Raw genomic sequence first — 24,588 nt, 5'->3', positions numbered from 1 at the left:
AAGTGAGCAGCGATGAAGCAGCGCACACTGTGGGCCGCCGCCCTGGCCGCGGGGCTGGCCCTCGCCGCCGGGTGCGGGAGCGCCGCCGGGCCGGGCTCCTCCTCCGGCGGGTCCGGCGACAAGCTCGTGGTCTGGGACTGGAAGTCCGGCGACCCCAAGGCGGCCGGGTACGTCGAGAAGGCCAAGGCGGACTTCGCCAAGAAGCACCCCGGCGTGCAGGTCGAGTTCGTCGCCCAGCCCTTCGACCAGTACTACACGCTGCTCGGCGCGGCGATCCAGGCCGGCAAGGGGCCCGACGTCGTGCTGTTCAACGGCGGCGGCCAGATCCGCGACCGCGTCGACGCGCTCACCCCGCTGGACGACCTGGTCTCCGAGGACAAGCAGCGGCTGTCCGGCTGGGACGCGTTCACCAAGTCCGGCAAGGTCTACGCCTCCCCGGTCACGCTCCAGGGCCACCCGATCTACTACAACAAGGCCCTCTACGAGAAGGCCGGCATCAGCGCGCCCGCGAAGACGTGGGACGAGTTCGTCGAGAACTGCGGCGTGATCGCCGAGAAGACCGGCACCAAGTGCTTCTCCCTGGGCAACAAGGAGGGCATCGGCATCCAGTTCTTCCTGTCCGCCCTGGGTTCGGCGACCCTGACCGCCCAGGAGTACGACGACTGGATCGCCGGCAAGCGCGACTGGACCGCGCCGGACGTCAAGCGGATCTTCGAGCTGTGGAAGCAGACCCAGGACTCCGGCCTCAACACCGATGGCGCCAACTCCACCGCGATGTTCAACGACGCCTTCGCCGCCTTCCAGTCCGGCAAGGCCGCGCACGTCATCGGGCTGATGTCCGACATCGGGCACTGGAAGGACTTCGCCGAGTTCCTCGACGCGGACAAGGTCGGCGTGATGGACGCGCCCGTGGTGAACCCGGCGGCCACGCCGAGCCTGCCCTACGACGGCGGCATCGGCTACGCGGTCGCCAAGTGGACCAAGGACCCGAAGGTCGCCGCCGACCTGGTGCGGTCGCTGACCTCCACCGAGGCGCTGAAGGCCTTCTACGTCGACGGCGGCGCGATCGCGTCCGACACCACGATCGACGTCTCCGAGGGCGGACCGGCGGTCAAGACCATCGTCGGCGAGGTCAAGTCCGGCAAACCCGCGCTGCACGTCGCCCTGTCCTCCAAGACCATCGACCTCATGGGCCGCCTCTCCCAGCAGCTGCTCAGCGGTTCGGCGTCCGTGGACGACGTCCTGGCGCAGCTGGCCGCGTCGGACCGGACCGGCTGAGCCGACGTGGCCGGACGTTCGCTGTCCTCGGTCGGCCCGGCGGTGGCCGAGCCGACCGAGGGGACCGCTGCCGCCCCCGCGCCCAAGCCGGCACCACGGCGCACCCGGCGGGGCTCGCGGGCCGAGCGGCTCGCGCCGCTGGTGCTGGTGGCGCCGGCGGTCCTGGTCATCGTCGTGCTGCGGCTGTGGCCGCTGGTGCTGGGGATCAACTTCTCCTTCACCGGCGACGGCGAGCGCAACGGCACGGCCGTGGGCCTGGACAACTACCTGACCCTGCTGGACGACCCGCTCTTCCAGACCGCGCTGCGCAACGTCGGCCTGCTGGTGCTGCTGCTGCCGATCGCCGTGGCCATCCCCGGTCTGCTGGCCACGTTCGTGTACCTGAAGGTGCCCGGCCACCGGGTCTACCGGGGCGTGTACTTCTTCCCCGCCGTGCTGTCGCCGGTGATCGTCGCCGCGATCTTCAACCTGCTGCTGGCCTTCGACGGCCCCCTCAACCGCCTGCTCGGCACGGTGGGCCTGGGACCGGTGGACTGGCTCGGCGACCCGGACGTGACGATCTTCGCCGTCGTCGGCGTGCACGTGTGGGCGACCTTCGGCATGGCGCTGGTGGTGTTCCTGGCCGGGTTCTCCACCCTGGACCCGTCGCTGCTGGACGCGGCCCGGGTGGACGGCGCGACCTTGGCGCAGACCATCCGGCACGTCATCGTCCCGGGCCTGTCCCGGACCATCCAGTTCGTCTTCGTCACCACCATGATCGGCATGCTGACCTCGATGTTCGGCCTGCTGTACGTGATGACCGGCGGCGGCCCCGAGGGCTCGACCTACCTGCCCGAGTACTACATCTGGATCAAGCAGGGCCAGATGAACCAGCCCGCGCTGGCCTCCGCCGCCTCCACCGCCCTGTTCCTGATCATGCTGCTGGTCGGCCTGGCGCAGATCGGCGTCCTGCGCCGCACCGCGGGCAAGGAGGACTGATGAGGCGCACCCGATGGGTCGTCGCGATCCCCATGGCCGCGCTCGCGCTGGCGACGATCTACCCGCTGGTGTTCACCGCCAACGTGGCCATGAAGACCCGCCGCGAGTACGTGCTGGACCGGTTCTCCGTGACCGACTCCCTGCGGTGGGACAACATCGTCAAGGCGTGGTCCAGCGTCGGGATGTCCCGGTACTTCCTCAACTCCGTGGTCGTCGTGGCCTGCTCGGTGGCGGTGTTGCTGCTGCTCGGGTCGATGGCCGGGTTCGCGCTGGCCCGGCTGCGCTTCCGCGGCTCGTCGACGCTGTTCCTGGGCGTGCTGGCGGCGTTGTTCGTGCCGTTCCAGGTGATCATGGTGCCGTTGGCGCGGATCATGGCCGACACCGGCCTGCTCGACACCTACCCCGGGCTCGTCCTGGCGTACGTGGCCCAGTTCCTGCCGTTCACGATCTTCCTGTTGACCAGCTACTACGCCACCGTGCCGCCGGAGATCGTGGACGCCGCGCGCATCGACGGCAACACCACCTACGGCGTGTACTGGCGGATCATGCTGCCGATGGGCGCGCCGGCGCTGCTGTCGGTCGGCGTGCTCAACGCCCTGTTCTGCTGGAACGACGTGCTGATCGCCCTGCTGGTGATGCCCTCCGCCGAGCACCGCACGCTCATGGTCGGCGTCACCTCGCTGCGCGGGCAGTACTCCGACGACATCCCCACCTTCGCCTCCGGTGTGCTGATCGCCGCGGTACCCGTGCTGGTGGTCTACCTGTTCCTGCAACGCCAGATCGCCGACGGTGTCACCGCCGGGGCCACGAAGGGCTGACGACATGCGCATCACGGGTTATCGGGCCCTCACCACCGTCCAGGACTGGGGCCGGCCGATCGGCGACGCCAACGGCGTCTACGCCGACGGTCTCGTGCGGGTGCCGGTGCTGGTCGTGGAGACCGACGCCGGGCTGACCGGGGTCGGTCTCGGGTCGCACGTGCAGGTGGAGACCGTCTTCGCCGCGATCGAGGGCGAGGACCCGCGCGGGGTCACCGCCCTGTACGACCGGATGCTGCGGCACACCTTCAAGGCGGGCCACGCCGGCGCGGTGTTCGGCACCATCGGCGCGCTGGACACCGCGTTGTGGGACATCAAGGCGCAGGCCGCCGGCGAACCGCTGTGGCGGCTGTTGGGCGGACGGGACCGCCGGGTGCCGGCGTACGCGTCCGGGCTGGACTTCGGGCTGGACGACGAGCAGTTGGTCGCGCTCTACCAGACCTACGCCGACCTGGGGTTGCGCGCGGCCAAGCTCAAGGGCGGCCTGGACGTCGACCGGGACCGGCACCGGCTCACGCTCGTGCGGGACGTGCTGACCGAGGCGGGCGGGGGCGCGCGTCCGGGCCTGATGCTCGACGTGAACGAGACGTGGACGCGCAAGCAGGCCGTCCGGCACGTCAGCGAGCTCGAACGGACCCTCGACCTGACCTGGATCGAGGAACCGGTCCGCCGCTGGGACGCCCAGGGCCACGCGACCGTCAGCCGCGGTGTCCGCGCGTCCGTCGCCACCGGGGAGAACCTGACCGGCCTGGAACAGCACCGCCCCCTCATCGCGGCCGGGGCGGTGGACATCGTCCAGACCGCCGCGGTCTGGGGCATCACCCACTTCCTGCGCGTCTCCGCCCTCGCCCACGCCCACGACCTGCCCGTCAGCCCCATCGGCACCACCCCGGTCGGCCTGCTGCACGCGGCCACGTCGGTGCCCAACCACCTGGTCAGCGAGCTGCAGGACCTCCGGCCGCCGCTGGGCGTCACGGTCGACCACCACGTCGAGGACGGGTCGTTCGTGCTCAGCGACCAGCCCGGCCTGGGCGTCCACGTGGACGAGGCCGTCATCGCCGCCGCCGGCCACCGGCTGCCCGACCCGAGGTCCGGCGGGGCCCACATCCGCCCGGAGCGCGCCGGCCGCCGCCTGCACCCCGTCGGTCCATAGACTCGGGGCCATGACGGGGCACACCGAGCGGTGGATCGACGCCACCCGCCTCCCGGCCGACGTCGTCGCCTTGATCGAGGCCCTGGGTCCCAGGGACGAACTGGTCGTGCGGCGCGACGGGCGGCCGATCGCCACGATCTCGGGCACCCACGCCACCTTCCCCGAGCGCCCGCCCTCGGACGACCCGGGCTTCGAGGACGTGACGGTCGTGGCCACGGCGATGAAGTTGTCCGCGTCCACACGGGCGGCCCTCTCCGACCGGCTGGGCCCGGACTACATCGTGCTGGACCTGCACAAGGCCCCGAAGAGCGCCGAGGTGCTGCTGGTGCCGCCGGTCAGCCCCCAGCTGATCGGCAGCCTGCGCGCGATGTTCCCGCAGGCGCGGGTGGTCATCGCGGAGATCGAGGACGAGGAGCTGGGCGTCAGCTACAGCGGCCCGGTCCGCCGCCTGATCAACGCCGGCGCGGACGTCTACGTCCCGCCCAGCACGATCCCCCGGCTGGCCGTGCACCTCGACCGCACCATGACCCACCTGCGCGAACTCGCCGCCGGCACCACCTCCGCCCCGCTGACCCTCGAAGCGCCGGACTGACCGCCGAAAAAATCCTCGGCGGAGTTGTCGGATCGGGCCGGGCCCGTTCGTGGTGGGGGTGAACCGGTCGCCCGCCAGGGGCGCCGCGAACCACAGGAGATGAGCTTCCATGCAGTACTTGCTGTCCGTCGTCACCGACTCCACCGAACTGGCCACCGACGAGGAGATGGCCGCGATCGACGTCTTCAACAGCCGGCTGCAGACCGAGGGGCACTGGGTGTTCGCCGGCGGCCTCGCGGGGCCCGACGCGGCCACCGTCGTCGACAACCGGGGCGAGCAGCCGGTGGTCACGGACGGGCCGTTCGTGGAGACCAAGGAGTTCCTGATCGGCTTCTGGATCATCGAGGCCGCCGACCTCGACGTGGCGCTCGCGCTGGCCGTCGAGGGGTCGCGGGCGTGCAACCGCAAGGTCGAGGTCCGGCCGTTCCTGTGAGCGACGTCGCCGAGGCGGTCACCCGCGCCCACCGCGAGGAGTGGGCCCGGGTGGTCGCCGCCCTGACCAAGCGGTTCGGCGACCTCGACGTGGCCGAGGAGGCGGCGGCCGAGGCGTTCGCGACCGCCGTCGAGCACTGGCCCGCCGAGGGCGTGCCGCCCAACCCCGGCGCGTGGCTGACCACGACCGCCGTGCGCAAGGCCATCGACCGCATCCGGCGCGAGAACAAGCGCGACGACAAGCACAAGGAGGCTCAGGCGGTGTACGACGACGACCCGCCCGAGCCTCTGGGCGCCATCGACGACGACCGGCTCCGGCTGCTCTTCACCTGCTGCCACCCGGCGCTGGCGATGGAGGCCCGGCTGGCGCTCACGCTGCGCATGGTCGGCGGGCTGACCGTGCCCGAGATCACCCGCGCGTTCCTGGTGGGGGAAAGCGCGATGGGACAGCGGATCACCCGCGCCAAAGCCAAGATCAAGGCGGCGCGCATCCCGTACCGGGTGCCCTCCGCCGCCGACCTGCCGGCGCGCGTGTCCGGCGTGCTGGCCGTGCTGTTCCTGGTGTTCAACGAGGGCTACCTGGCCACCGGCCCGGACACCGACCCCGTGCGGCACGACCTGACCGCCGAGGCGATCCGCCTGACCCGCCTGGTCCGCGCGCTGCTGCCCGACGACGGCGAGGTGGCCGGCCTGCTGGCGCTGATGCTGCTCATCGAGGCCCGCCGCACCGCCCGCGTCTCGGCGACCGGCGACCTGGTCCCCCTGGACGAGCAGGACCGCGGGGCGTGGGACAAGGCCCTGATCGCCGAGGGCCACCGGCTGGTGCGCGAACGCCTGGCCACCGGGCAGCCCCCGGGCCGCTACCAGGTCCTCGCCGCGATCAACGCCGTGCACACCTCGGCGCGGGACGTGCGCGACACCGACTGGTCCCAGGTCGTCGCCCTCTACGACCAACTGGTGCGCCTGGACCCGTCGCCGGTGGTCGCGCTCAACCGGGCCGTCGCGGTCGCCGAACTCGACGGCCCGGAGGTCGCGCTGGCCACCGTGGACCGCCTCGACGCCCAGCTGGCCGGCTACCACGCCTACCACGTCGCCCGCGCCGACCTGCTGCGCCGCCTGGGCCGCAGCCGGGAGTCCCGAGCCGCCTACGACCGGGCGATCGCACTGGCGGGCAACACCGCCGAGATCACGTACCTGACCCGCCGCCGCGACCAACTCGCGCCATGGCACCGGCCACGACCGCCACGAGAGCGACACCCGCCACGACGTCCAGGACGTAGTGGTGTCCGGTGACCAGCACGACGAACCCGGTGGCCAGCGGGAACAACCAGGCCGCCCAGATGCGCCGGGTCGAGAAGACGGCGTAGGCGCACCACGTCGTCCAGGCGACGTGCATGCTCGGCATGGCCGCCAACAGGTTCACGCCGGGCCGGGGAACGCGGGACTCGGCGCTGAAGAGGATGTCGTGGTCGGCCATGTAGTCGACGACGCCGGGCTGGGCGAAGCGCGGCGGTGCCTCCGGGAAGAGCCAGACCAGCAGGAGGTCCAGCAGCATCACCACCACCAGGACGGTCCGCAGCCGGCCGTAACGCTCCGGACGCCTGACGTAGAGCCAGATCAGGACGGCCGGCACCGCCAGCACGCTCAGCCGGTAGAAGTACCCGGTCAGGTGGATGGCGACCGGGTGGTCGAGCACCGCCTGGTTGAGCGGGTGCTCCACCGCGATGCGCAGCGCCTGCTCCAGGCGCTGCACCAGCAGGGCGTTGTCGGTCGCCGCAGGCTCGCCCCGGTCCACCGCCGCGCGCGCCAGCCCGAACAGGAAGTACCCGACGAGCAGCAACGGCACCTCGAAGTACCAGGCGAGCCTGTTGCGCGCCAACGCCAAGGACTGCACGGCGTCAGGACGTGATCGCGGTGAACAGGGCCGGGATCAGCACCGCGTTCGGGTTGCTCAGCGGCACCGAGAACGCCGGTTCCGACGTGCCCACCTGGAGGACCCGGACCTGACCGTCGGCGATCCGGGCGCCGCCGATCGCGGGCCAGCGCAGGGAACCGCCGGGCGCGGCGACCCCGCCCTGGTGCACCTCCAGGCCACCGACCTCCACGGTCTCGCCCCGGCGGACGCGGTCGGCGAACTCGTCCACGAGCCGGGGTTCGACGTGCCGGCGCGAGAGGTCGACCAGGCGCGTCCAGGCTTGCGGCGGCGGGGCGTCCTTGCCCTCGGTCGTCAGCTCCAGCGTGAGCGTCGTGCCCGGCCCGCCGGCCGAGAAGTGCCACGCGGTGCGGTGCTTGCGGCCGAAGAGGCGTTTCTCGGTGGTGTGCGTGCTGTGGTGGCGGACCCACTCCACCTCGTCGACGGCGATCCGGTCGTTGCCGTGGGAGAGCGACTCGGGGGCGAGGCCGAGGTGGTCCTCCAGCCACTCCGGCACGTCGGTCCGCGGGTAGGCGGCCAGGTCGTTGCGGTAGTGCTCCGGAGCGAGCAGGTCTTCGTCGGGGAACCGGGTGTCCCCGTAGTCGTAGTTCACGGCCATCTGGCCGACGTTCGTGACGTTCAGCAGCAGCCGCCACCACGGCCCGGCGGACATCCGCGCGGCCAGGTCGCGCTGCCGGCGCACCAGCTCGAGGATCGGCTCCGGCACGCCGGTCGCCTCGCGCGACCGGCCGTCGACCCAGAACCGCAGCCGCGCGATCTCGGCGGACACGGTAAGCGTGAACACCGCTTCGAACCGCGCCCACCCGGGCGGCCCGAGCAGGGCGAGCTGCTGCACGATCGGTTCGAGCATCTCGGACGCTTCGGCGGCGAGCACCTCGTCGGGGTGGGGCGTGTCGACGATCGTGAAGCTCTGGATCGCGCCCTCCTCCTTGAGCTGCATGGCCGCCCACTCGATGTCGAGCATCCCGTCGGCCGCCCGCTCCTCGGCGATGAAGTCGTCCTCCGCCTGCCGCGGCGGCACCGAGCTGGAGGACTCCTTGACCCGCCCGGAGTCCCCGACCAGGAACACCGCGCGCCCGACCGGCATGTCGAGGAACGCCATGGGGTCGCTCTCGTCCACCTCGACGGGGGCGTACACGCTCCAGCCCACCTCGAACCGGTCCGCGACGAGCTCATCGACCGGGTAGTCCAGTCCGCGCTCCCGGATGTACCGCTTGGCCAACTCGATAGCGTCCCGAGCCTCCACGCCGCTCCCCTCCCGCTGCCCGTCGCGCCAAGGTAGCGGATCGGGGACCGGCCGCGCCCGGAGCACACCCCCCTTGCCCCGGGCGCGGCACGCCTCCATCCTGACCTCCATGCCCCCACGGCCGGACGTCCTCACCCGCCGCGTGACGTGGCACCGCACCGCCACCCGCGTCTTCGTCCTGGCCGCCCGGGTGGACGACACGTGGTGGGTGCTGCGCCGCAACAGCTTCCCCGAACACCCGCTGTACACCTTGTTCGTCGACGGCGCTGTGGTGGGCGACATCGACGACACCACGACGACGTCCTGGGACCTGGACGCCACCGCGCGACCGCCCCTGACCGACGACCAACGCGCCGAGGTGCTGGCGTCCGTGCGCGGGCTCGGCCCGTACGGCAGCGAGGTGGGCCGGCCGTGCGACGGCGACTGGTGCGCCTGCGACGCGCTCACCGACGAGCACGTCCGCACGACCGGGTGACCGACCGTCCACAGTGGATCAGCGGTCGGCGTCCCCGGTCGACTCGGCGAACCGCTTGATGGCGGCCAGGCGGCGGTCCCAGTCGTCGGCGAGGGCGTTCATCCACCGCTTGGTGGCGTCCAACCCGTCCGGCCGCAGGGAGTACCTCATCTCCCGGCCGACCTTGCTGCCCCGGACGAGACCGGCCTCGTCCAGCACGGCCAGGTGCTTGACGATCGCCTGCCGCGTCACGGGGAGCCGCCCGGCGAGCGTCGTCGCGGTGACCGCGCCGTGCGTGGCGAGGAGGTCCAGCAGTCGGCGGCGGGTGGGGTCGGCCAGGGCGGCGAGCACGCCGCCGACCGCGTCGTCCGGTTCGGGCCTCACCCGGTGGACTCTTCCACGTGCTTCTTGGCGGCGTCGAGGACCTGGGGCCAGCCCTCGGTGAGGTTCCGGACGGTCTGGGCGCGCACGTCGTCGGGCACGGCCAGCGCGGCGAACCCGCTCTCGACCACGGTGAGGCGGGTCTTGTCGCCCTCGGCGGACAGCGTGAACTCGACGAGCGTGCTGTTGCCCTCGGCCGGCTCCTGGCCGGGGGTGGCGGGCGCCCAGCGGTAGGCGATGTAGGACGGCGCCTCGACTTTCACCACCCGCACCGGGAACTCGCCGTGCTCGGCGTGCCGAGCCACCGCCGCCCCGCCTTCCACGGCCGTGCCGCCCTCGTCGTCGTCCGGGATGGCGACCCAGAACCCCGGCGTGGCGACCAGCGGCCAGACGCGCTCGACCGGGGCGTCGATCAGGGTGTCGCGCTCGATCCGGTCTTCGCTCGCGGGGAACTCGTTCTCGACCACGGTGACTCCTCCAGGTACCGGCTGATGTGCAACCAGAGTGTTGCACGTCTGTCGAAGTTCGTGCAACCTGACGGTTGCACATCGACGTCCAACCGGAAGAAGCACCCATGACTGCGCAACCTGCGGCGATGAGCCCGACCAGGGCCAACCTGGTCCTGACCACGCTGTTCCTGGGCATGTTCGTGCTGGGCAGCGGCGAACTGCTCGTGGTCGGCGTGCTGGACCTGATAGCCGCCGACCTCCACGTCACCATCCCCGAGGCAGGCACCCTGGTGACCGCCTACGCGCTGGGCCTGGCCATCGGCGGCCCGGTCCTGGCCGCACTGACCATCAAGCTGGACCGCAAGGCCGTCCTCGTCGGCACGCTCGCGCTGTTCGTCGCGGGCAACGTCGTCGCGGTCCTGACCGACGACTACAGCGTGTTCCTCGTGGCCCGCGTGCTGATCGGCGCGTTACAGGGCCTGTTCATCGCCACGTCGTTCATCGCCGGCATGTCGGTCGTCCCGCCCGAGCGCATCGGCCGGGCGATCGGGATCATCGTGTCCGGCGTGTCGGTGTCCACGGCACTCGGCGTGCCACTGGGCACCCTGGTCGGCCAAACCCTCGGCTGGCGCGGCTCGTTCGAGGCCATCATCGCCATCACCGCGGTCGTCCTGATCGCCACGGTCGCACTGATCCCGTCCGTACCACCCGCAGGATCCGGCGCCGGCCGACAGGCCCGCTACGCCTTTGCACCCCGCGTGCTCGCCGTGCTGTTCCTGAACTTCATCGTCTTCGCGACGACGTTCGCGGCACTGACCTACGTGGTGCCGTTCCTCCAGGACGTCACCGGCATCTCGGGTGGATTGTTGAGCGTGTTCCTCCTGGCCTTCGGCGTGGCCACGGCGGTCGGCTCGTTCAGCGGCGGCAGGTTCGCCGACCGTGACGCCGGGCGGACGCTGGTGATCGGGTCGATCGGCATCGCGGTGTCGCTGCTAGTGCTGTACTTCGTCGGCGCGGTGGCGGTGCTGGTGGCGGTCGCGCTGCTGGCTTGGGGGGTGTTCGCGTACGGGATCGTGCCTTCGCTGCAGGTGCGGGTGATCACCTTGGCCGGGCCAGGCGGTCAGCTCGCACAGTCGCTGCCGGTGTCGGCGGCGAACGTCGGGATCGCTTTCGGTGCGTTTGTCGGGGGGATCGCGATTGACCGGCACGGAGCCTCGGCGACGGTGATCACGGGTTTGGTGTTCGCCGTGATCACCGTCGTGGTCGCTTGGGTGACCAGTGTTTTGAAGCCACCAGTGGTGGCGGAGCCGAGCCCCGTGGAGCCCGTGCGATAGGCGTAACGCACAGCGCGCGGCTCTTCGCTTTTCGACGCGCGCAGCGCGCTTTTGTGTGTGGTGGTCTCAACCACAGGTGGAGGGCCTCGGTTCCCCCGCCGTATGGCCTGCCCGAAGGGCTACCACAGATTTGCCGGGGTGCAGCCGAAAGTTTTTGCGAGGAACGAGCAAAAAGTTTTAGCGGCACCCCGGGAAATCTGTGGTTGGCTCCGCCAGGCCATACGGCGGGGGAACCGACGCCCTTCACCCCCCGCTGGCGGCCTGCCGCGCGGCGAGCGCTGCTTTTGTCTTTTGATCTTGAGAGCGCGCAGCGCTCCCAAGAGCGCGAAGCGCGTCCGGCTTGAGAGCGAAGCGTCCGGTTCAAAGATTAAAAGCGCCTCGCCGGCGGGCAGGCCACCAAAGATGACTCAACTGCAACGGCGGGGGCTTCTTGCTTTTGTCATCTCCGTATGGCCTGGCGGAGCCTACCACAGATTTCCCCGGGTGCCGCTAAAACTTTTTGCTCGTTCCTCGCAAAAACTTTCGGCTGCACCCGGGGAAATCTGCGGTAGCCCTTCGGGCAGGCCATACGGAGATGACAAAAGCAAGAAGCCCAAGTTGAGTTGTGTCCCCTCCGGCGGACTGCGCACTCGGCAAGGCAGACTGCCCGCTCGCCAGCTTCGCCGAAGGACCGTGCTGCGCGCTGGAGAGGGGTGCGCCGACCCGCCTTGGAGGCGGGTCGGCGGGGTGTCTGGCTGGGTTAGAAGGTTGCCACGTTGAGCAGGCGTTCGTGGGTGGCGTCTGGGTCGGTCCCCGTGTTCCAGTTGTCGGTGCCTGCCGCCTGCAGCGCGGACTTCACGGTTGCCGGGGAGGCGGTGGGGTGGGTTGCCTTGTAGAGGGCCGCGCCGCCGGCGGTGTGGGGGCTGGCCATCGACGTGCCGGAGATGGTGTTGTAGCCGCCGCCCTTCCACGTCGACAGGATGCACACGCCCGGGGCGATGAGGTCCACGTCCGGGCCGTAGTTGGAGAAGTCGGCGAACGTGTCGTCCACGTCGGTGCGGCAGGTGGCTGCCGCGCCGCCGCCGGGTTGGCCGTTGAAGTCGGCCAAGGCGCTGACGGTGATCACCTCGTCGTACGCGGCGGGCACGAAAGTCGAGGAGTTGGCGGCGCTGTTGCCGGCGGCCACGACGTAGGTGACGCCGGCTGCCACCGAGCGGCAGATCGCCTCGTGCATCGCGTCCTTGTTGGTGCCGCAGGCGCTGTCGCTGCCGGAGCCGCCGAGGCTCATGTTCGCGACCTCGATCTCGTTGGCGTGCGCGGTGACGTAGTCGATGCCGCAGATGATGTCGGAGAAGCTGCCGCTGCCCTGGGCGTTGAGCACGCGGACCGGCCAGATGCGGGCGCCCGGGGCCACGCCCACGACGCCGACGCCGTTGTCCAGCGCGCCGATGGTGCCGGCGACGTGGGTGCCGTGGCCGTTGCCGTCGTCGGCGCTCTTGCCGGTGGAGCAGTTCTTGGCGCCGGCGGTGTAGACGTTGAGGTCGGGGTGGTCGAGGTCGACGCCGGTGTCGATCACGGCGACGTCCACGGTGACCCGTTGGTCGGTGCCGTCGATGGCCGCGGTCGGGCTGAGTTCGGCGTCGATCCGGTCGATGCCGGTGGGGGTGGTTTGGGCGGTCGTGGTGGCGACGCCGTCCGGCTGGACCAGCACCACGCGCGGGTCCCGGGCCAGGCGGGCCGCGGTGGCGGCGGTCATCCGGCCGGAGTAGCCGCGCAAGGCGCTGGAGTAGACGTGGTCCACGGTGACCGCGTGGTCGGCGGTCACCGACGAGGTGGCCACCCCGTCGGCCAGCACGACGATGTACGCGCTGGTCCGCGCGTCGGCGTGGCCTGGCGCGGCGGGGAGGACGGCGGCGAGCAGGACGGATGCGAGCAGGGACTTGCCGACTAGGTGACGCATGGCGCTCCTGGAGTGGCGGCGGTTGCAGGGGCCACGATGTTCCCACCACCCGGTGCGGGAATTCACTGCGCCGTTCGGGGGACATGGAGGTCAGGGTTCCGCTGGAGTCGACTCGGGGGTCGGGGAGTCGGGTTTCCTGCTCCGCCAGGTTTTCTGGGCCGCCACGCCGAGGAGCACGTGACCGGCCAGGCCCAGCAGCGCGACGACGAGGCCCGCTTGATAGCCCAGTCCGATGTGGACGGCCAGACCCGCGACGACGGCCAGTGCGAGCGCCACGCGCGTGAGGTGCCGCTTCACGCCTTCTCCGCGCGGACGCAGTGGAAGAACGCGCCGACCTCGTGGGTCGAGGTGACGTGGAGGCCGGCCTCGGTCATCATCGGCGCGATCCGCTCGAACGGGTTGCGGCTCATCGCCTCGCCGCCGGTGAGCGCGCGGACCAGGTGCCGCGCCGCCCTGTTGCGCGGCGGGCGGAAGTCGGCGATCAGGGCGCGTCCGCCGGGCTTGAGGACCCGGCGCATCTCCGTGTAGGCGGTGGCGCGGTGCTCTTCGGGGATGTGGTGCACGGCGAGGGCGGAGACGATCACGTCGAACGACCCGTCCTCGAACGGCAACGCCTCCGCGCGACCGATCTCGAACGTGCAGTTCCCGCTCCCCCGCAACCGCCGGGCCTCCTCGACCATCGGCTCGGACACGTCCACCCCCACCGCGCTCCCGCCCGCCTCGGCGGCCAACGAGGTCAGGTAGCCGGGGCCGCAGCCGATGTCCAGCACCCGGTCACCGGCCCGCACGTCCGCGAGCTCGACGAACCGGCCGTAGGTGCGCCGCCGCCGTCCCGCGAACACCACGACGGACAGCAACTCGTAGGCATGCGCCTGCCGGATCGCGCCCGGAGCGTCGCCGTGTCCGTGCTGTCGAGTCCTGTGCATCTCCGACTCCTAACTTAGTGGTCACTAAGAACCAGCTTAGTCACGACTAAGTTCGGCCGGCAAGGGCGACTAGGATCAGGTCCGTGACCGAGCAGCAGGTGCGCCGCACCCGGATGAGCGCCCAGGACCGCCGCGAGTCGATCCTCGTGGCGGCCACCGAGGTGTTCGCCGAGGTCGGCTACCTGCGGGGCAAGACCTCGGCCGTGGCCAAGCGCCTCGGCGTGAGCGAACCGGTGGTGTTCCAGAACTTCGGCACCAAGGCCGCGTTGTTCGCCGCCGTGGTGGAGCGGTCCGCCGACCACGTCTGCCGGATGATCGAGCGGGTGGCCGACAGCGGCATCCCGGTCACCGACATGCTGCGGATGATGCTCAACCCGCACCACCTGAAGGTCGTGCACAGCGCCGGCGCGGTCGGCGCGATCTTCGCCGACGCCTCCACCATCACCGGCGAACCCGAGGTGGAGGCCGCCGCCCGCGCCTCGACCCAGCGCTTCGCGACCGCGCTGACCGCCCTGTTCACCCGCGGCAAGCACCGCGGCGAACTGCGCCCGGACCTCGACGCCGAGGCGGCGGCGTGGTGGCTGCTGTCCGTCCTGGCCTCCCAGAAGTTCCGCCGGGCCACCGCCGCCGACCCGGACGCCGTCGAGGCGCGGCTGGCCGAGAGCACCCTGGCGTTCCTGCTGGAGCGGTGATCGGTCGCGGAAATTCGATATAACGCCCGATTAATCATGGTGTTAGCGTCCGGTGAATGCGGAACACCTTTCTGGGCTATCGAGACGTGTGCCGGAATCCGGGTTTCCGGCGGTTCTGGCTGGGCGTGCTGGTGTCGCGCAGCGGGGACGCACTGACCGCTGTGGCGCTGGCGTGGCTCGTGCTGGACCTGGCCGGACCTGCGCAGTTGGGAGTGGTGCTGCTGTGCGCCGGGGTGCCGAGGGTGGTCACGGGGCCGGTGGCCGGCAGGTTGCTCGACCGGTTTCCACCGCATTTGTTGTTGGGTTGGGACAACGCGTTGCGGAGCGCTTTGGTCGCGGTCATCCCGGTGTTGGCGTGGGCGGGGGCGTTGCGGATCGGGCACGTGTACGTGGTGGTGCTGTTGTGTGCGGCGTTGTCGGCGGTGACCGAGGTCGGCGAGGGGGTGTTGGTGCCCCGACTGGTCGAGGACGCCGAGTTGGAGTCGGCGAACTCGCTGCTGTCGCTGAACTGGGAGGTCGCCTACGTCGTCGCGCCGCCGGTGGCGGGGTTGGCGGTCGGGGTGGTGGGCGCGGAGGCGGTGTTGGTGCTGGACGCGGCCAGTTTCGCGGTGACCAGCGTGTTGTGCTTCGGGTTGCCGCGGTTGCGAGCCGTGGTGTCGGCGGGGCGTGGGCCGGCGGGGTTCGGGGTGTTGTTCCGGCTGCCGGTGGCGTTGGTGTTGTCGTTGTCCGCCACCGGGTTCCTGTTCCTGAGCGGGGTGGTGGAGGTGTTCCACCCGGTGTTCGTGCGCGAGGTGCTGGGGGCCGGGCCGGTGGCGTTCGGGCTGGTGCTGACGGCGGCCGGGGTGGGCGGGGTGGTGGGCGCGGTGGTCGGGCCGCCGGTGTTCGGGCGGGTGCCGGAGCGGTGGCGGGTGTCGGCGGCGATCGGTTGTGCGGCACCGGTCTTCGGGTTGTTCGCGGTGGTGGACGGTGTGGTGGCGACCGTGGTGGTGGCGGGGGTGGCGTCGTTCCTGTGGGCGCCTTACTACGCGGTGGAACGGTCGCGGTTCCAGCGTTCGGTGCCCGACGAGGTGCGCGGGCGGGTGACGGGTGCGCGGACGGCGTTGTGCGCCTTGGGTTTCCCGGTCGGCAGCGCCTGTGGTGGGCTGCTGCTCGCCGGTGTGGACGTCTCGACGGCGGCACTGGTGGTCGCCGGGGCTTTCGTGCTGCTGGCCTTCCTGCCACTGCTCGCTCCGAACCGCGCCTTCACCGCCACAGCGGCAGACTCGGCGCGGTGAGCACCGACGCGCAGACGTTCTGGGACGACCAAGCCGCCACCTTCGACCAGGAACCCGACCACGGCCTGCTCGACCCCACCACCCGGCGGGCGTGGGCGGACCTGCTGCTGCCGCTGGTGCCGCCGGGTTCGTCCGTCGTGGACCTCGGCTGCGGCACCGGGAGCCTGTCGGTGCTGCTGGCCGAGGCCGGTCACGACGTCCGCGGCCTCGACCTGTCCCCGCGCATGGTCGAGGCCGCGCGGGTCAAGGCCGGCGCGCGCGTGCGCTTCACGGTCGGCGACGCCGCCACCCCGCCCTACCCGCCCGCGTCCGCCGACGTCGTCCTCGCCCGCCACGTCCTGTGGGCCCTGCCCGACCCCGGCGCGGCACTGCGCACCTGGGTGTCCCTGCTCCGCCCGCACGGCCGGCTCGTGCTGGTCGAGGGCCGTTGGTCGACCGGTGCGGGACTCACCGCCGCGCGGGCCGAGTCCCTGGTGCGCGAGGTCCGGGAGGAGGCGGTGGTCGAGCGCCTGACCGATCCCGCGCTGTGGGGACGGGAGATCGACGACGAGCGCTACCTGCTGCTCAGCACCCGGTGACCCGTCACGGCATCAACCGGCGCGCCATGAGGTCGGCCACCCACCGGTCGGCCCGTGCGCACATCTCGGCCTCCGACCCGCGCGCGTGCCCGGCGACGACGTCACCGGACCACAGCACCAACGCCACGACACCGTCCCGGACCGGGGTGAGGCCGATCAGCCAGCGGCGGCCGTCGTGGGTGATGCGGCGTTCGGCGGTCAGCCACCGGCCCCGCTGGTCGGTCTCCACCTGCCAGGCCGGCGAGGACGCCGCCAACTCCGCGACGGAGCGCGGGCGCGGGGTGCGGGCGTGGTGGTCGTTCATGCCGATCACGATGACACGACCGACCACCCCCGGACGACCCGCCACGCGACCGGCCGCGCCCGCGCCACAACACCCGGCAAGACCCGCCACACGCCCCCGCCGCGCCCGCGCCGCGCCCCCGCCGAGCCCGCGCCGCGCCCCCGCCGAGCCCGCGCCGCGCCCCCGCCGAGCCCGCGCCGCGCCCCCGCCGAGCCCGCGCCGCGCCCCCGCCGAGCCCGCGCCGAGCCCCCGCCGCACCCCCGCCGAGCCCGCGCCGAGCCCCCGCCGAGCCCGCGCCAGGACGCCCCGCCCTGCTCAGGCGGTGCCGAACCAGGTGGTGACGGCGGTGTCCAAGCCGTCGCCGCCGGCCCAGGCCACGACCCCGTCCGGGCGGACGAGCAGGCCCGGCAGGTCGGGGTGGGTCGGGCAGGTGGCGGTGACAAGGCGCGCGCGGTCGTCGGGGACGTCCACACCGGACCGCACGCCGCCCAGGTCGAGGAGCAGGCCGCGGCCGTCGTGGAGGTGGTCGGCCAGGCGGGAGCCGTCGGACAGCACGAGGTCCGGTGCGCTGCGACCGATCAGGGGGTGGTCGCCGGGCAGGTCCAGGCGGTGCCAGACCCCGGAGATCATCTTGGTGAAGTGGGTGGTGCCGGTCGTGGTGGCGATGAGGTCCTCGACGACCCCGCGCAACGCCCGCGCGTGCGGGTCGGGGCGCATGAGGGCGATCTGCGCGCGGGTCCAGTCCAGCACCCACGCGCCGAGCGGGTGGCGTTCGGCGGTGTAGGTGTCGAGCAGGCCGTCCGGGGCCCGGCCGTGCACGGTCGCGGCCAGCTTCCAGCCCAGGTTGACCGCGTCGCCGATGCCCAGGTTGAGGCCCTGCCCGCCGAACGGCGAGTGCACGTGCGCCGCGTCGCCGGCCAGCAGGACCCGGCCGAGCCGGTAGGTGGTGGCCTGGCGGGCGTTGTCGGTGAAGCGGGTCGCGGTGTGCACGGCGGTGACCTCGACGTCCACCCCGGACACCGCGCGCAGGCTCTTCTCCAGCTCCTCCGCCGTGATCGGGGCGTCCCGGTCGGCGGGCGGGCCGTCGAACTCGACGGTCAGGACGCGGCCGGGCACCGGGCCGTGGGCGTAGATGCCGGTCGGCGTGGTCTGCCAGCCGCGCCCGAGCCGCTCACCCCCGCGCAGCTCCACCACGGCCTGGTGGCCGGTGATCTCCGGCGGCGTGCCCGGGAAGTCGAACCCGGCCACCTTGCGCACGGTGCTGCGCCCGCCGTCGCAGCCCACCAGCCACGCCGCCCGCAGCTCGCCCCGATCGGTCCCCACGGTCACGCCGGCGTCGTCGGCGTCGAAGCCGGTCACCGCCACCCCGCGCCGCACCGGCACGCCCAGCGCGGCGGCGTGCTCGGCCAGGATCGCCTCGACCTGCTGCTGCGAGACGAACCCGACGTCACCGGCCGGGCCGCGGTCGGCGAAGGCGGGGTCGGTCGCGTCGAACAGGTCGGCGGTGAGCCGGATGCCGCCGAAGTGGCCCGCGAACTTGGGCGGCGGCGTCATGGGCGGCGCGCCCGCCGGCAGGAAGCGTTGCGCCAGCTCGAACGACTCGCGCTGGGCGTCGACCAGGCGGGGCAGCAGGCCGCGCCGGTCGAACGCCTCGGCGGTCGGGACGGTGACCGAGCCGGCCTTGATCGTCGGGTCGGGCTCGGCCAGCCGTTCGAGCACGACGACCCGCACACCGCGCAGTCCCAGCTCGCACGCCAGCATGAGGCCGGTCGGACCGGCCCCGGAGATGATCACGTCGAAGTCCACGCCGCAAAGTTATACCCGACTCAAAAATGAGTCCAGTAAGATCGAACACATGTCCCTGAGGGAGCGGAAGAAGGCCGAGACGCGCCAGCGCATCGCCGACGTGGGCACCGCGCTGTTCGTGGCACGCGGGTTCGACAACGTCACCATCGCGGAGGTGGCCGACGCCGCGGGCGTGTCCAAGGTGACGGTGTTCAACTACTTCCCGCGCAAGGAGGACATCTTCTTCGACCGCGTGCCGGAGGCGAAGGCCCTGCTCACCGACGCCCTGCGGGACCGCGCGCCGGACGAGACCCCGGTGGCCGCGCTGCGCCGGCTGTTCGTGCGCCTGGCCGTCGAGCACCACCCCCTGGGCGGCTTCGACGCCCGCTACCCCGCCTTCTGGCGCACCCTCCTCGGCTCCCCCGCCCTGCGCGCCCGCGCCCGGGAGGCGTTCGACGAGGTGCAGGACCACCTGGCGACCCTGCTCGCCGAGGCGGGCACCCCCGACCCGACCCTCACCGCCGCCCTCGTCCTCGCCGCCCAGCGCGCCGCCTACACCGCGGGCTTCACCCGCGTGCTCGCCGGCGAGGACGTCGACCGGGTCACCGCCGACCACGTCGCCGCCGTCGAGCACGCCTTCGACGTGCTCGCCACCGGTCTGCGCTAGCCCATTCGGGGGTACCGGCTGTGACTGGAGACACACATCGCGGGCCGCCGACGACTGAAGGGTAAGTGCCCGCGCGGAGGTGGCCGGTGAACCGCGATGCCTGAGTGGATGCGCAGCCAGTTCCTGGCGCCGATGTACGCGTTGCTGGTCTCGTTCGGCGTCGCACTGGCGCTCGGCTACGCCATGACCCCCTCGACCGCGCCGCCGCAACCCGCCACCGCACCCGCGCTGACGATCCGCCTGGTCACGGTGGACAACAGCGGCGACAAGATCCCCGCGACCGACCTGGCGGGGACCTCGGCGCGCGTCACCGAGGCCGCATCCACCCGCACTCTCGAGGTCGGCGCGGACGGCTCGATCGTGCTCGCCCCGCCGAACGGCCAACTGACGGTGTGCGTGGCGCTGCCCGAGGACTGGACCGCACCCGGCGCCCAGCGGACCGCCGCGGGGTCGTGGTGCCGGGCCGTCGGCCAGACCACCGACCCCATCGAGTTCGTGGTCGGGAGGGACTCGCGGTGACCGAGCGCGTGATGGCCCAGGTGGTCCGGTGGTTGACCGTGGTGCTCGCGGCGGTGGGGGCCGGGATCGGCACGGCCTTCGTCACCGAGTTGGGCTTCTGGCAGCGGGTGGTCGTCGCCGTGGTCAGCGGCCTGCTCGGGGTCGCGCTCGCGCTGGTGTGGGTGGGCAGCAGCGAAAAGCCGGCACCGAGCAGCCCGGCGCAACCACCACCAGCGCCACCGCGACCGGCACCCGTACCAACACCAACACCAGCACCCGCACCGGCGCCCTCGCCCGAACAGGGCGCGAACGGGCAGTGGTGGCAGCAGACCGGGAAGCCGGCCGCGACCACGAAACCCGGGGCGGCGCGGCGGGAATCCGTGCCGCTCAAGGACTTCGACGCACACCGGGCGCTGATCGCCCAGTGCCCGCGCTGCGGCGGCTTCGAACTGGACGTGCGGCGGGACGGGCACGCGTGCGCGTTCGCCTGCCGCAACCCCGACTGCCGCGCCACGTGGGAGTGGCTGCCGGGCACGGCGTGGCCGGCCACGGTCGTGCGGCACAACCTGACCCGAGCCGTCCCCGCCGACGAGGAGCGCCGATGAGCACAGGCACGTACCGGCAGTGGGTGTCGCGGGCGACGCCCGGCTGCGTCGTCATCCTGCTGGACCGGTCCGATTCCATGAAACTGCCGTGGGGCGCGACCGGCGGGTCGCTTGCGGCGGGTGCGGCGCTGGCGGTCAACAACATCCTGCTCGACATGTGCGTCAAGGCCACCATCGAGGTCAACGCGCCGGTCCGGCACTACTTCGACGTCGGGGTGTTCAGCTACGGCGCCCGGATCACCGGACCCGGCGGCGAGGGCGTGGAGAGCGCGTTCGGCGGCGCGCTGGCCGGGCGCGGGCTGGTGCCGCTGCCGGAGCTGGCGGCCAACCCGTTCGCGGTGCGCGACGAGCCGTCCATCGACGCCATGCCGGTCAGCGTGAAGATGCCGGTGTGGGTGGACCCGGTGCACGGCTACCGCACGCCCATGTGCCAGGCGGTCGAGGTCGCCGGGGCGCACGTGTTCGACTGGGCCGCCGCGCACCCGGACTCGTTCCCGCCGATCATCATCAACATCACCGACGGCATGGTCACCGACAGCCCGTACCAGGGGGCGACCCTGCAGGACTGGGTGAAGCGGCTGACCGCCATCGAGACCTCGGACGGTCCCGCGCTGTTCTTCAACATCTTCCTGTCCCCCACCGACGCCCACGAGGTCGTCTTCCCGAACACGCCCGCCGGCCTGCCGCTGCCCGGCCCGGAGCTGTTCGCGCTGAGCAGCGAGCTGCCGCCGACGATGGTCGAGAACGCCCGCGCCGACGGGTACGACGTGCGGCCGGGCGCGCGGGGCCTGGCGTTCAACGTGGGGCGCTCGACGTTGTTGCGCGTGCTCCAGATCGGCACCCGCGTGCCGGACCGGTCGAGGTGACGCCGTGCACGCCTGGCAGGTCGTCTTCTCCGCTCCCAAGCACGGCAACGACCCGTGGGAGTGGGAGGACGGCGCCGCCGCCGCGCCGGAGGACCCGGCGACCGGGCGCGGTCCCCGGTTCGCGGTGGCCGACGGCGCCACCGAGGGCTTCGGCTCGGCGCGCTGGGCGATGCGGCTGGTCGAGGGGTTCGTCGCGGCGGACGTCGAGCTGACCGAGCGCTCGCTGCTCGGGTGGGCGCGGCGCGCGCAGGACGCGTGGCGGCACGACCCCGTGCTGTCCGGCGCGTCCGGGCTGGAACTGTTCAAACTGGACAGTGTCGGCTCGCTGGCCACCTTCCTGGGCTGCGAGCTCGAGCTCGGTCCGCGTCCGCGCTGGCGGGCGGTCGCGCTGGGCGACACCGTGCTGTTCCACGTGCGGGGGCACCGGCTCGTCGCCCAGTTCCCGAGCATCGCGGCGGACGACTTCGGCACGAACCCGGCGGGCGTGCCGACCGCGCCCACGGCACTCCCCGGCGCGCTGGGACGGGTGGATTTCGCCGAGGGCGACCTCGCCGCCGGCGACCTGCTCTACCTGGCCACGGACGCCTTCGCGCACTGGGCGGTCCGGGAGGACGGGCCGGCGCTGTGGTCGGCGCTGGCGGGCCTGGACCACCCGGAGCGCTTCCGCGAGCTGGTCGAGGACCGGCGCGCGGCGCGGGAGATGACCAACGACGACGTCACCCTCATGCGGATCAGCGTCGCCGCGCGGCGGCCGGACCAGCTGGTGGTGTGCGTCTGATGCGGTACCCGGGTTTCGACGACTACATGAAGGCGGTGCAGCGGCCGGACGCGTTCACCACCGAGGAGCTGCGCCGGCTGGAACTGGTCGTGCACCCGGTCTTCCAGATCCCCTCCCCCGCGTCGGGCGCGAGCGCGGTCGTGTTCAAGGCGATGGCGGGCGACGAGCCGCGGGCGCTGCGGTTCTTCACCCGCGCGGACGTCAGCAACAGCAGGCGGTACGACTGCCTGCACGGCCACTTCACCGCCCGCAGCCTCACCGACGCCGTCGCGCTGCCCCGGTGGATAGACGACGGCATCCGCGTCAACGGCCGCACCTGGCCCGTGGTCGAGATGCCGTGGGTCGAGGGCCACACCCTCAACCGGCACGTGGACGACCTGGTCACCCGCCACGACGTCGCCGCGCTCACCGAGCTGGCGCGGTCGTGGCGCGGCCTGGTGCACCGGATGCAGCGGGCCGACTTCGCGCACGGCGACCTCCAGCACGGCAACGTCCTCGTGGACGCGCGCGGCACCCTGCGGCTGGTGGACTTCGACTGCGCGTGGATCGAGGCCCTGGCCGGCGACGCGCCCCCGGTCGAGACCGGCCACCACAACTACCAGCCGCCGGACCGGCCGTGGGGCCGCTGGATGGACACCTTCCCCGGCCTGCTGATCTACCTGTCGCTGTCGGCGCTGGCCCGCCGGCCGACGTGGGCGGCGCTCAACACCGACGACAACCTCCTGTTCACCCAGCAGGACTTCCGGTCCTTCGACACGCCGACCTGGCGGCACCTGGCGAGCCTGGGCGACCCGTGGGTGGACGAACTGGCGGAGCGGCTCAAGGCGTGCTGCCGGCCCGGGTGGGTGGCGGCGGGGGCGTTGGAGGAGCTGCTGGGACCTTCGGTGGCACCGTGGTGGCAGCGCACGCCGACCGTCGTCGTTGGGACCGCCCCGCACCAGGTTCCACCACCCGGGCCGGAGATCCCCCGGATGATCCCGCCCGCTCCTGTGCCGCCACCGCCACGGCCGCCGCAACCGGGGGCGAACTGGTGGGAGGCGACGCCGCCGCCCGTGCCCGTGCGCAAGAAGCCCAGCGTCCGGGCTGTCCTGCTGTGGGCCGGGCTGGCGTACCTGGTCGCCGGGCTGTCGTCCCACATCCTGCTCGTCGCGGGCGGCGGGGACGAGGAGCTCGCCGCGATGATCGCCGCGCTCGCTTTCGTGTCCGTCTTGATCGTCGGGCTCATCAAGCGTGGGCGGTCCGGTTAGAAGACCCCGGAGAAGGCGTAGACGACCGCGCCGGCGAGGCCCACGGCGGCGATGATGGCCGCGGCGCGGGACCGGGGTTCCTTGTGCGCCACCGAAACCAGGGCGAGCGAGAGTCCCAGCGCGGCCACGACCAGCAGGAGCACGGCACCCGACTGCGCGACGGACCTGTCCTCCCGGGCCGCCCCCAGGAACAGGAGCGGCAAGCCGGTCGCGCCCAGCACCGCGCTCGGGAACGCGAAACCGCGGCCTTTGGGCGACTCGGGGACTGGCTGCGGCTTCGGCGGTTCCGCCGGCTTGGCCGCGCCCCACCACTGCGCGGTGGGAGTGGAAGGTTCCGGCGCGGGCGTCTGGGTGGACGGACCGTTGGTGACCAGGGTGCGGAGCCACGCCGGCGCGCCCTCCCCCGGAGACCCGGTGGTGGGCTGCGATCTCGGCGGTTCGGGCTCGGGTGGCTCGGCCTGGGGTGGCTCGGCCTTGGGTGGTGTCGGGATCAGCGGGTCGGGCTTCTTCGCGCGGGGCGGTGGGGTGACGGGAGGGGGTGGGGTCTCCCGGCGGGGTTGGGGAACCGGCTTCGCTTCCGGCTCCGCCCGATCCCCGCTCCGCGCCTCGGGCTGGGCCTTCTCCTGGCGCCAGTGGTCGGTCGGGGGCAGGCGGGTCGCGCCGTCCTCCGCCGCCGCGGCCACGAGCGGTTCCGCGGTCTCCAACAACGAGTCGATCTCCTCGGCGTTGCCGACGGTCAGCTCCCGACGCCCGCGCAACTCCTTGAGCAGCTTGACGATGTCGGCCCGCGCGACGGCGTCGTCCTCGTTGCGCAGCTTGCTGCGGAACTGGCCGATGAGGACGTCCTGGTCGTCCGCCGGGATCGGTTTGGGCCCGAGCCGCTCGGCCATCCGGTACAGGTACTCGAACGGCACGGTGGGCGGGTCGGGCAGTGGGTCGGGCAACCGGACCTCGCGGCTCGCCAGGTCGGCGAGCGAGGCGACCAGCGCCAGCACGGCCTCGGGCGTGCGTTCGCGGTAGTCGATCGCCTGCGTCTCCATGATGGGGATGCGGGTGTTGTGCACCGCGCCGACCTGCACCGGCAGCACCGGGATGCCCAGCCGCTTGGCGTAGTCCAGCTCGTCCTGGCACGGCCGCGACCGCCACGACGCGTCGGACAGCGCGAACACGAACACCCGGGTGCGCTGGATGGTCTGGATGATCTCGCGCCACCACTGCTCGCCGCCGTGGATCTCGTGGTCCATCCACACCGGCCAGTGCAACCGCTCCAGGTCGTCGCGCAGCGCCTGGACGGTCGGTTCGTCGTTGCGGGTGTAGCTGATGAAGATGATGGCCGCTCACCCCCTCCCCGCCTACCCGTGGAATCGTCGCCGGGCGGGGGCGCGTTGCGGGCAGGCACCCG

Annotated in this window: 28 protein-coding genes; 18 read left to right on the top strand and 10 right to left on the bottom strand. The window is 72.3% G+C overall.

Annotated features, from left to right (window positions below):
* The first annotated feature begins 12 nt into the window (after positions 1–12).
* The 7 genes from DFJ66_RS00535 (at position 13) to DFJ66_RS00505 (ending at position 6,544) form a co-directional block, all read left to right on the top strand.
* Positions 13–1,278 (top strand): ABC transporter substrate-binding protein, encoded by a 1,266-nt coding sequence (locus DFJ66_RS00535; protein WP_121216887.1) that lies wholly within the window; start codon positions 13–15, stop codon positions 1,276–1,278.
* 6 nt (positions 1,279–1,284) lie between these two features.
* Complete coding sequence (locus DFJ66_RS00530) at positions 1,285–2,256, top strand: carbohydrate ABC transporter permease (protein ID WP_211350907.1); 972 nt, start codon at positions 1,285–1,287, stop codon at positions 2,254–2,256.
* Positions 2,256–3,074, top strand: coding sequence for a carbohydrate ABC transporter permease (locus DFJ66_RS00525; RefSeq protein WP_121216885.1), 819 nt, complete (start codon positions 2,256–2,258; stop codon positions 3,072–3,074). The genes DFJ66_RS00530 and DFJ66_RS00525 overlap by 1 nt, the downstream gene beginning before the upstream one ends.
* Before the next feature lie 4 nt (positions 3,075–3,078).
* Positions 3,079–4,227 (top strand): mandelate racemase/muconate lactonizing enzyme family protein, encoded by a 1,149-nt coding sequence (locus tag DFJ66_RS00520; RefSeq protein WP_121216883.1) that lies wholly within the window; start codon positions 3,079–3,081, stop codon positions 4,225–4,227.
* Between the two features lie 10 nt (positions 4,228–4,237).
* Complete coding sequence (locus DFJ66_RS00515) at positions 4,238–4,819, top strand: hypothetical protein (RefSeq protein WP_121216881.1); 582 nt, start codon at positions 4,238–4,240, stop codon at positions 4,817–4,819.
* A 109-nt stretch (positions 4,820–4,928) separates the two neighbouring features.
* Positions 4,929–5,252 (top strand): YciI family protein, encoded by a 324-nt coding sequence (locus DFJ66_RS00510; protein ID WP_121216879.1) that lies wholly within the window; start codon positions 4,929–4,931, stop codon positions 5,250–5,252.
* Complete coding sequence (locus tag DFJ66_RS00505; protein WP_121216878.1) at positions 5,249–6,544, top strand: RNA polymerase sigma factor; 1,296 nt, start codon at positions 5,249–5,251, stop codon at positions 6,542–6,544. Before DFJ66_RS00510 ends, DFJ66_RS00505 begins: the two co-directional genes overlap by 4 nt.
* On the opposite strand, the gene DFJ66_RS00500 is transcribed toward DFJ66_RS00505, so the two are convergent.
* Positions 6,438–7,145: a phosphatase PAP2 family protein gene (locus tag DFJ66_RS00500; RefSeq protein WP_246029494.1), complete on the bottom strand. Its 708-nt coding sequence runs from the start codon at positions 7,143–7,145 to the stop codon at positions 6,438–6,440. The two genes, DFJ66_RS00505 and DFJ66_RS00500, sit on opposite strands and share 107 nt — an antisense overlap.
* Before the next feature lie 4 nt (positions 7,146–7,149).
* A complete protein-coding gene (locus DFJ66_RS00495) occupies positions 7,150–8,430 on the bottom strand; it encodes a hypothetical protein (protein WP_147459133.1) in 1,281 nt (426 codons plus the stop codon).
* A gap of 109 nt (positions 8,431–8,539) precedes the next feature.
* On the opposite strand from DFJ66_RS00495, the gene DFJ66_RS00490 reads away from it, so the two are divergent.
* Positions 8,540–8,905: a hypothetical protein gene (locus tag DFJ66_RS00490; RefSeq protein WP_211350906.1), complete on the top strand. Its 366-nt coding sequence runs from the start codon at positions 8,540–8,542 to the stop codon at positions 8,903–8,905.
* 18 nt (positions 8,906–8,923) lie between these two features.
* Here DFJ66_RS00490 and DFJ66_RS00485 read toward each other — a convergent pair whose 3' ends face one another.
* Positions 8,924–9,268 carry an ArsR/SmtB family transcription factor gene (locus DFJ66_RS00485; protein WP_121216874.1) on the bottom strand — a complete coding sequence of 115 codons (345 nt, stop codon included), beginning with the start codon at positions 9,266–9,268 and terminating at the stop codon, positions 8,924–8,926.
* Positions 9,265–9,732, bottom strand: coding sequence for an SRPBCC domain-containing protein (locus DFJ66_RS00480; protein ID WP_121216872.1), 468 nt, complete (start codon positions 9,730–9,732; stop codon positions 9,265–9,267). Before DFJ66_RS00480 ends, DFJ66_RS00485 begins: the two co-directional genes overlap by 4 nt.
* 107 nt (positions 9,733–9,839) lie before the next feature.
* Here DFJ66_RS00480 and DFJ66_RS00475 point away from each other — a divergent pair, with 107 nt between their 5' ends.
* Entirely contained in the window at positions 9,840–11,048 is a 1,209-nt protein-coding gene (locus tag DFJ66_RS00475; protein WP_121216870.1) for an MFS transporter, read from the top strand.
* A 739-nt stretch (positions 11,049–11,787) separates the two neighbouring features.
* Here DFJ66_RS00475 and DFJ66_RS00470 read toward each other — a convergent pair.
* The 3 genes from DFJ66_RS00470 to DFJ66_RS00460 form a co-directional block, all read right to left on the bottom strand.
* Complete coding sequence (locus DFJ66_RS00470; protein ID WP_121216868.1) at positions 11,788–12,987, bottom strand: S8 family serine peptidase; 1,200 nt, start codon at positions 12,985–12,987, stop codon at positions 11,788–11,790.
* Positions 12,988–13,077: 90 nt separating this feature from the next.
* Positions 13,078–13,284: a hypothetical protein gene (locus DFJ66_RS00465; protein WP_121216866.1), complete on the bottom strand. Its 207-nt coding sequence runs from the start codon at positions 13,282–13,284 to the stop codon at positions 13,078–13,080.
* Positions 13,281–13,913 carry a class I SAM-dependent methyltransferase gene (locus tag DFJ66_RS00460; RefSeq protein ID WP_121216864.1) on the bottom strand — a complete coding sequence of 211 codons (633 nt, stop codon included), beginning with the start codon at positions 13,911–13,913 and terminating at the stop codon, positions 13,281–13,283. The genes DFJ66_RS00465 and DFJ66_RS00460 overlap by 4 nt, the downstream gene beginning before the upstream one ends.
* Before the next feature lie 83 nt (positions 13,914–13,996).
* Here DFJ66_RS00460 and DFJ66_RS00455 point away from each other — a divergent pair, with 83 nt between their 5' ends.
* Genes DFJ66_RS00455 through DFJ66_RS00445 form a run of 3 tightly spaced genes read left to right on the top strand, consistent with a single transcriptional unit; the run spans position 13,997 to position 16,457 of the window.
* Positions 13,997–14,605 carry a TetR/AcrR family transcriptional regulator gene (locus DFJ66_RS00455; protein ID WP_246029493.1) on the top strand — a complete coding sequence of 203 codons (609 nt, stop codon included), beginning with the start codon at positions 13,997–13,999 and terminating at the stop codon, positions 14,603–14,605.
* 56 nt (positions 14,606–14,661) lie between these two features.
* On the top strand, positions 14,662–15,879 hold the full coding sequence (locus DFJ66_RS00450) for an MFS transporter (protein ID WP_121216862.1): 1,218 nt from the start codon (positions 14,662–14,664) through the stop codon (positions 15,877–15,879).
* Positions 15,876–16,457: a class I SAM-dependent methyltransferase gene (locus tag DFJ66_RS00445; protein WP_121216860.1), complete on the top strand. Its 582-nt coding sequence runs from the start codon at positions 15,876–15,878 to the stop codon at positions 16,455–16,457. Before DFJ66_RS00450 ends, DFJ66_RS00445 begins: the two co-directional genes overlap by 4 nt.
* Before the next feature lie 4 nt (positions 16,458–16,461).
* Here the strand turns inward: DFJ66_RS00445 and DFJ66_RS00440 are convergent, their stop codons facing one another.
* Both DFJ66_RS00440 and DFJ66_RS00435 read right to left on the bottom strand, forming a co-directional pair.
* Entirely contained in the window at positions 16,462–16,761 is a 300-nt protein-coding gene (locus tag DFJ66_RS00440) for a hypothetical protein (RefSeq protein WP_121230428.1), read from the bottom strand.
* 294 nt (positions 16,762–17,055) lie between these two features.
* Entirely contained in the window at positions 17,056–18,546 is a 1,491-nt protein-coding gene (locus DFJ66_RS00435) for an FAD-dependent monooxygenase (protein ID WP_121216858.1), read from the bottom strand.
* 49 nt (positions 18,547–18,595) lie between these two features.
* Between DFJ66_RS00435 and DFJ66_RS00430 the strand changes: the two genes are divergently transcribed.
* From DFJ66_RS00430 to DFJ66_RS00405, 6 genes are all read left to right on the top strand, one after another.
* The gene (locus DFJ66_RS00430) at positions 18,596–19,192 is read left to right on the top strand and encodes a TetR/AcrR family transcriptional regulator (RefSeq protein WP_121216856.1); all 597 of its coding nucleotides are present in this window, start codon (positions 18,596–18,598) and stop codon (positions 19,190–19,192) included.
* Positions 19,193–19,288: 96 nt separating this feature from the next.
* Positions 19,289–19,711, top strand: a complete 423-nt coding sequence (locus DFJ66_RS00425; RefSeq protein ID WP_147459132.1) for a hypothetical protein — start codon at positions 19,289–19,291, stop codon at positions 19,709–19,711.
* A complete protein-coding gene (locus DFJ66_RS43270) occupies positions 19,708–20,295 on the top strand; it encodes an Rcat domain-containing protein (RefSeq protein WP_211350905.1) in 588 nt (195 codons plus the stop codon). Before DFJ66_RS00425 ends, DFJ66_RS43270 begins: the two co-directional genes overlap by 4 nt.
* The gene (locus DFJ66_RS00415) at positions 20,292–21,161 is read left to right on the top strand and encodes a VWA domain-containing protein (RefSeq protein WP_121216852.1); all 870 of its coding nucleotides are present in this window, start codon (positions 20,292–20,294) and stop codon (positions 21,159–21,161) included. Before DFJ66_RS43270 ends, DFJ66_RS00415 begins: the two co-directional genes overlap by 4 nt.
* Before the next feature lie 4 nt (positions 21,162–21,165).
* On the top strand, positions 21,166–21,939 hold the full coding sequence (locus DFJ66_RS00410) for a hypothetical protein (RefSeq protein ID WP_121216850.1): 774 nt from the start codon (positions 21,166–21,168) through the stop codon (positions 21,937–21,939).
* Positions 21,939–23,186 (top strand): protein kinase family protein, encoded by a 1,248-nt coding sequence (locus DFJ66_RS00405; protein WP_121216848.1) that lies wholly within the window; start codon positions 21,939–21,941, stop codon positions 23,184–23,186. Before DFJ66_RS00410 ends, DFJ66_RS00405 begins: the two co-directional genes overlap by 1 nt.
* On the opposite strand, the gene DFJ66_RS43865 is transcribed toward DFJ66_RS00405, so the two are convergent.
* A complete protein-coding gene (locus DFJ66_RS43865) occupies positions 23,183–24,508 on the bottom strand; it encodes a toll/interleukin-1 receptor domain-containing protein (RefSeq protein WP_281276692.1) in 1,326 nt (441 codons plus the stop codon). The genes DFJ66_RS00405 and DFJ66_RS43865 overlap by 4 nt on opposite strands.
* Between the last annotated feature and the right edge of the window lie 80 nt (positions 24,509–24,588).

The organism is Saccharothrix variisporea (genome assembly GCF_003634995.1).
Lineage (GTDB): Bacteria > Actinomycetota > Actinomycetes > Mycobacteriales > Pseudonocardiaceae > Actinosynnema > Actinosynnema variisporeum.
Note: the sequence above shows the minus strand (reverse complement) of the source record. Positions and strands in the feature narration are given on the sequence as shown.

Coding starts and splice junctions, on each gene's coding strand:
- DFJ66_RS00475 (WP_121216870.1), top strand. CDS start 9,840: ATGACTGCGCAACCTGCGGCGATGAGCCCGACCAGGGCCAACCTGGTC.
- DFJ66_RS00510 (WP_121216879.1), top strand. CDS start 4,929: ATGCAGTACTTGCTGTCCGTCGTCACCGACTCCACCGAACTGGCCACC.
- DFJ66_RS00430 (WP_121216856.1), top strand. CDS start 18,596: ATGTCCCTGAGGGAGCGGAAGAAGGCCGAGACGCGCCAGCGCATCGCC.
- DFJ66_RS00535 (WP_121216887.1), top strand. CDS start 13: ATGAAGCAGCGCACACTGTGGGCCGCCGCCCTGGCCGCGGGGCTGGCC.
- DFJ66_RS00520 (WP_121216883.1), top strand. CDS start 3,079: ATGCGCATCACGGGTTATCGGGCCCTCACCACCGTCCAGGACTGGGGC.
- DFJ66_RS00470 (WP_121216868.1), bottom strand. CDS start 12,987: ATGCGTCACCTAGTCGGCAAGTCCCTGCTCGCATCCGTCCTGCTCGCC.
- DFJ66_RS00440 (WP_121230428.1), bottom strand. CDS start 16,761: ATGAACGACCACCACGCCCGCACCCCGCGCCCGCGCTCCGTCGCGGAG.
- DFJ66_RS00415 (WP_121216852.1), top strand. CDS start 20,292: ATGAGCACAGGCACGTACCGGCAGTGGGTGTCGCGGGCGACGCCCGGC.
- DFJ66_RS00460 (WP_121216864.1), bottom strand. CDS start 13,913: ATGCACAGGACTCGACAGCACGGACACGGCGACGCTCCGGGCGCGATC.
- DFJ66_RS00515 (WP_121216881.1), top strand. CDS start 4,238: ATGACGGGGCACACCGAGCGGTGGATCGACGCCACCCGCCTCCCGGCC.
- DFJ66_RS00490 (WP_211350906.1), top strand. CDS start 8,540: ATGCCCCCACGGCCGGACGTCCTCACCCGCCGCGTGACGTGGCACCGC.
- DFJ66_RS00405 (WP_121216848.1), top strand. CDS start 21,939: ATGCGGTACCCGGGTTTCGACGACTACATGAAGGCGGTGCAGCGGCCG.
- DFJ66_RS00450 (WP_121216862.1), top strand. CDS start 14,662: ATGCGGAACACCTTTCTGGGCTATCGAGACGTGTGCCGGAATCCGGGT.
- DFJ66_RS00525 (WP_121216885.1), top strand. CDS start 2,256: ATGAGGCGCACCCGATGGGTCGTCGCGATCCCCATGGCCGCGCTCGCG.
- DFJ66_RS00425 (WP_147459132.1), top strand. CDS start 19,289: ATGCCTGAGTGGATGCGCAGCCAGTTCCTGGCGCCGATGTACGCGTTG.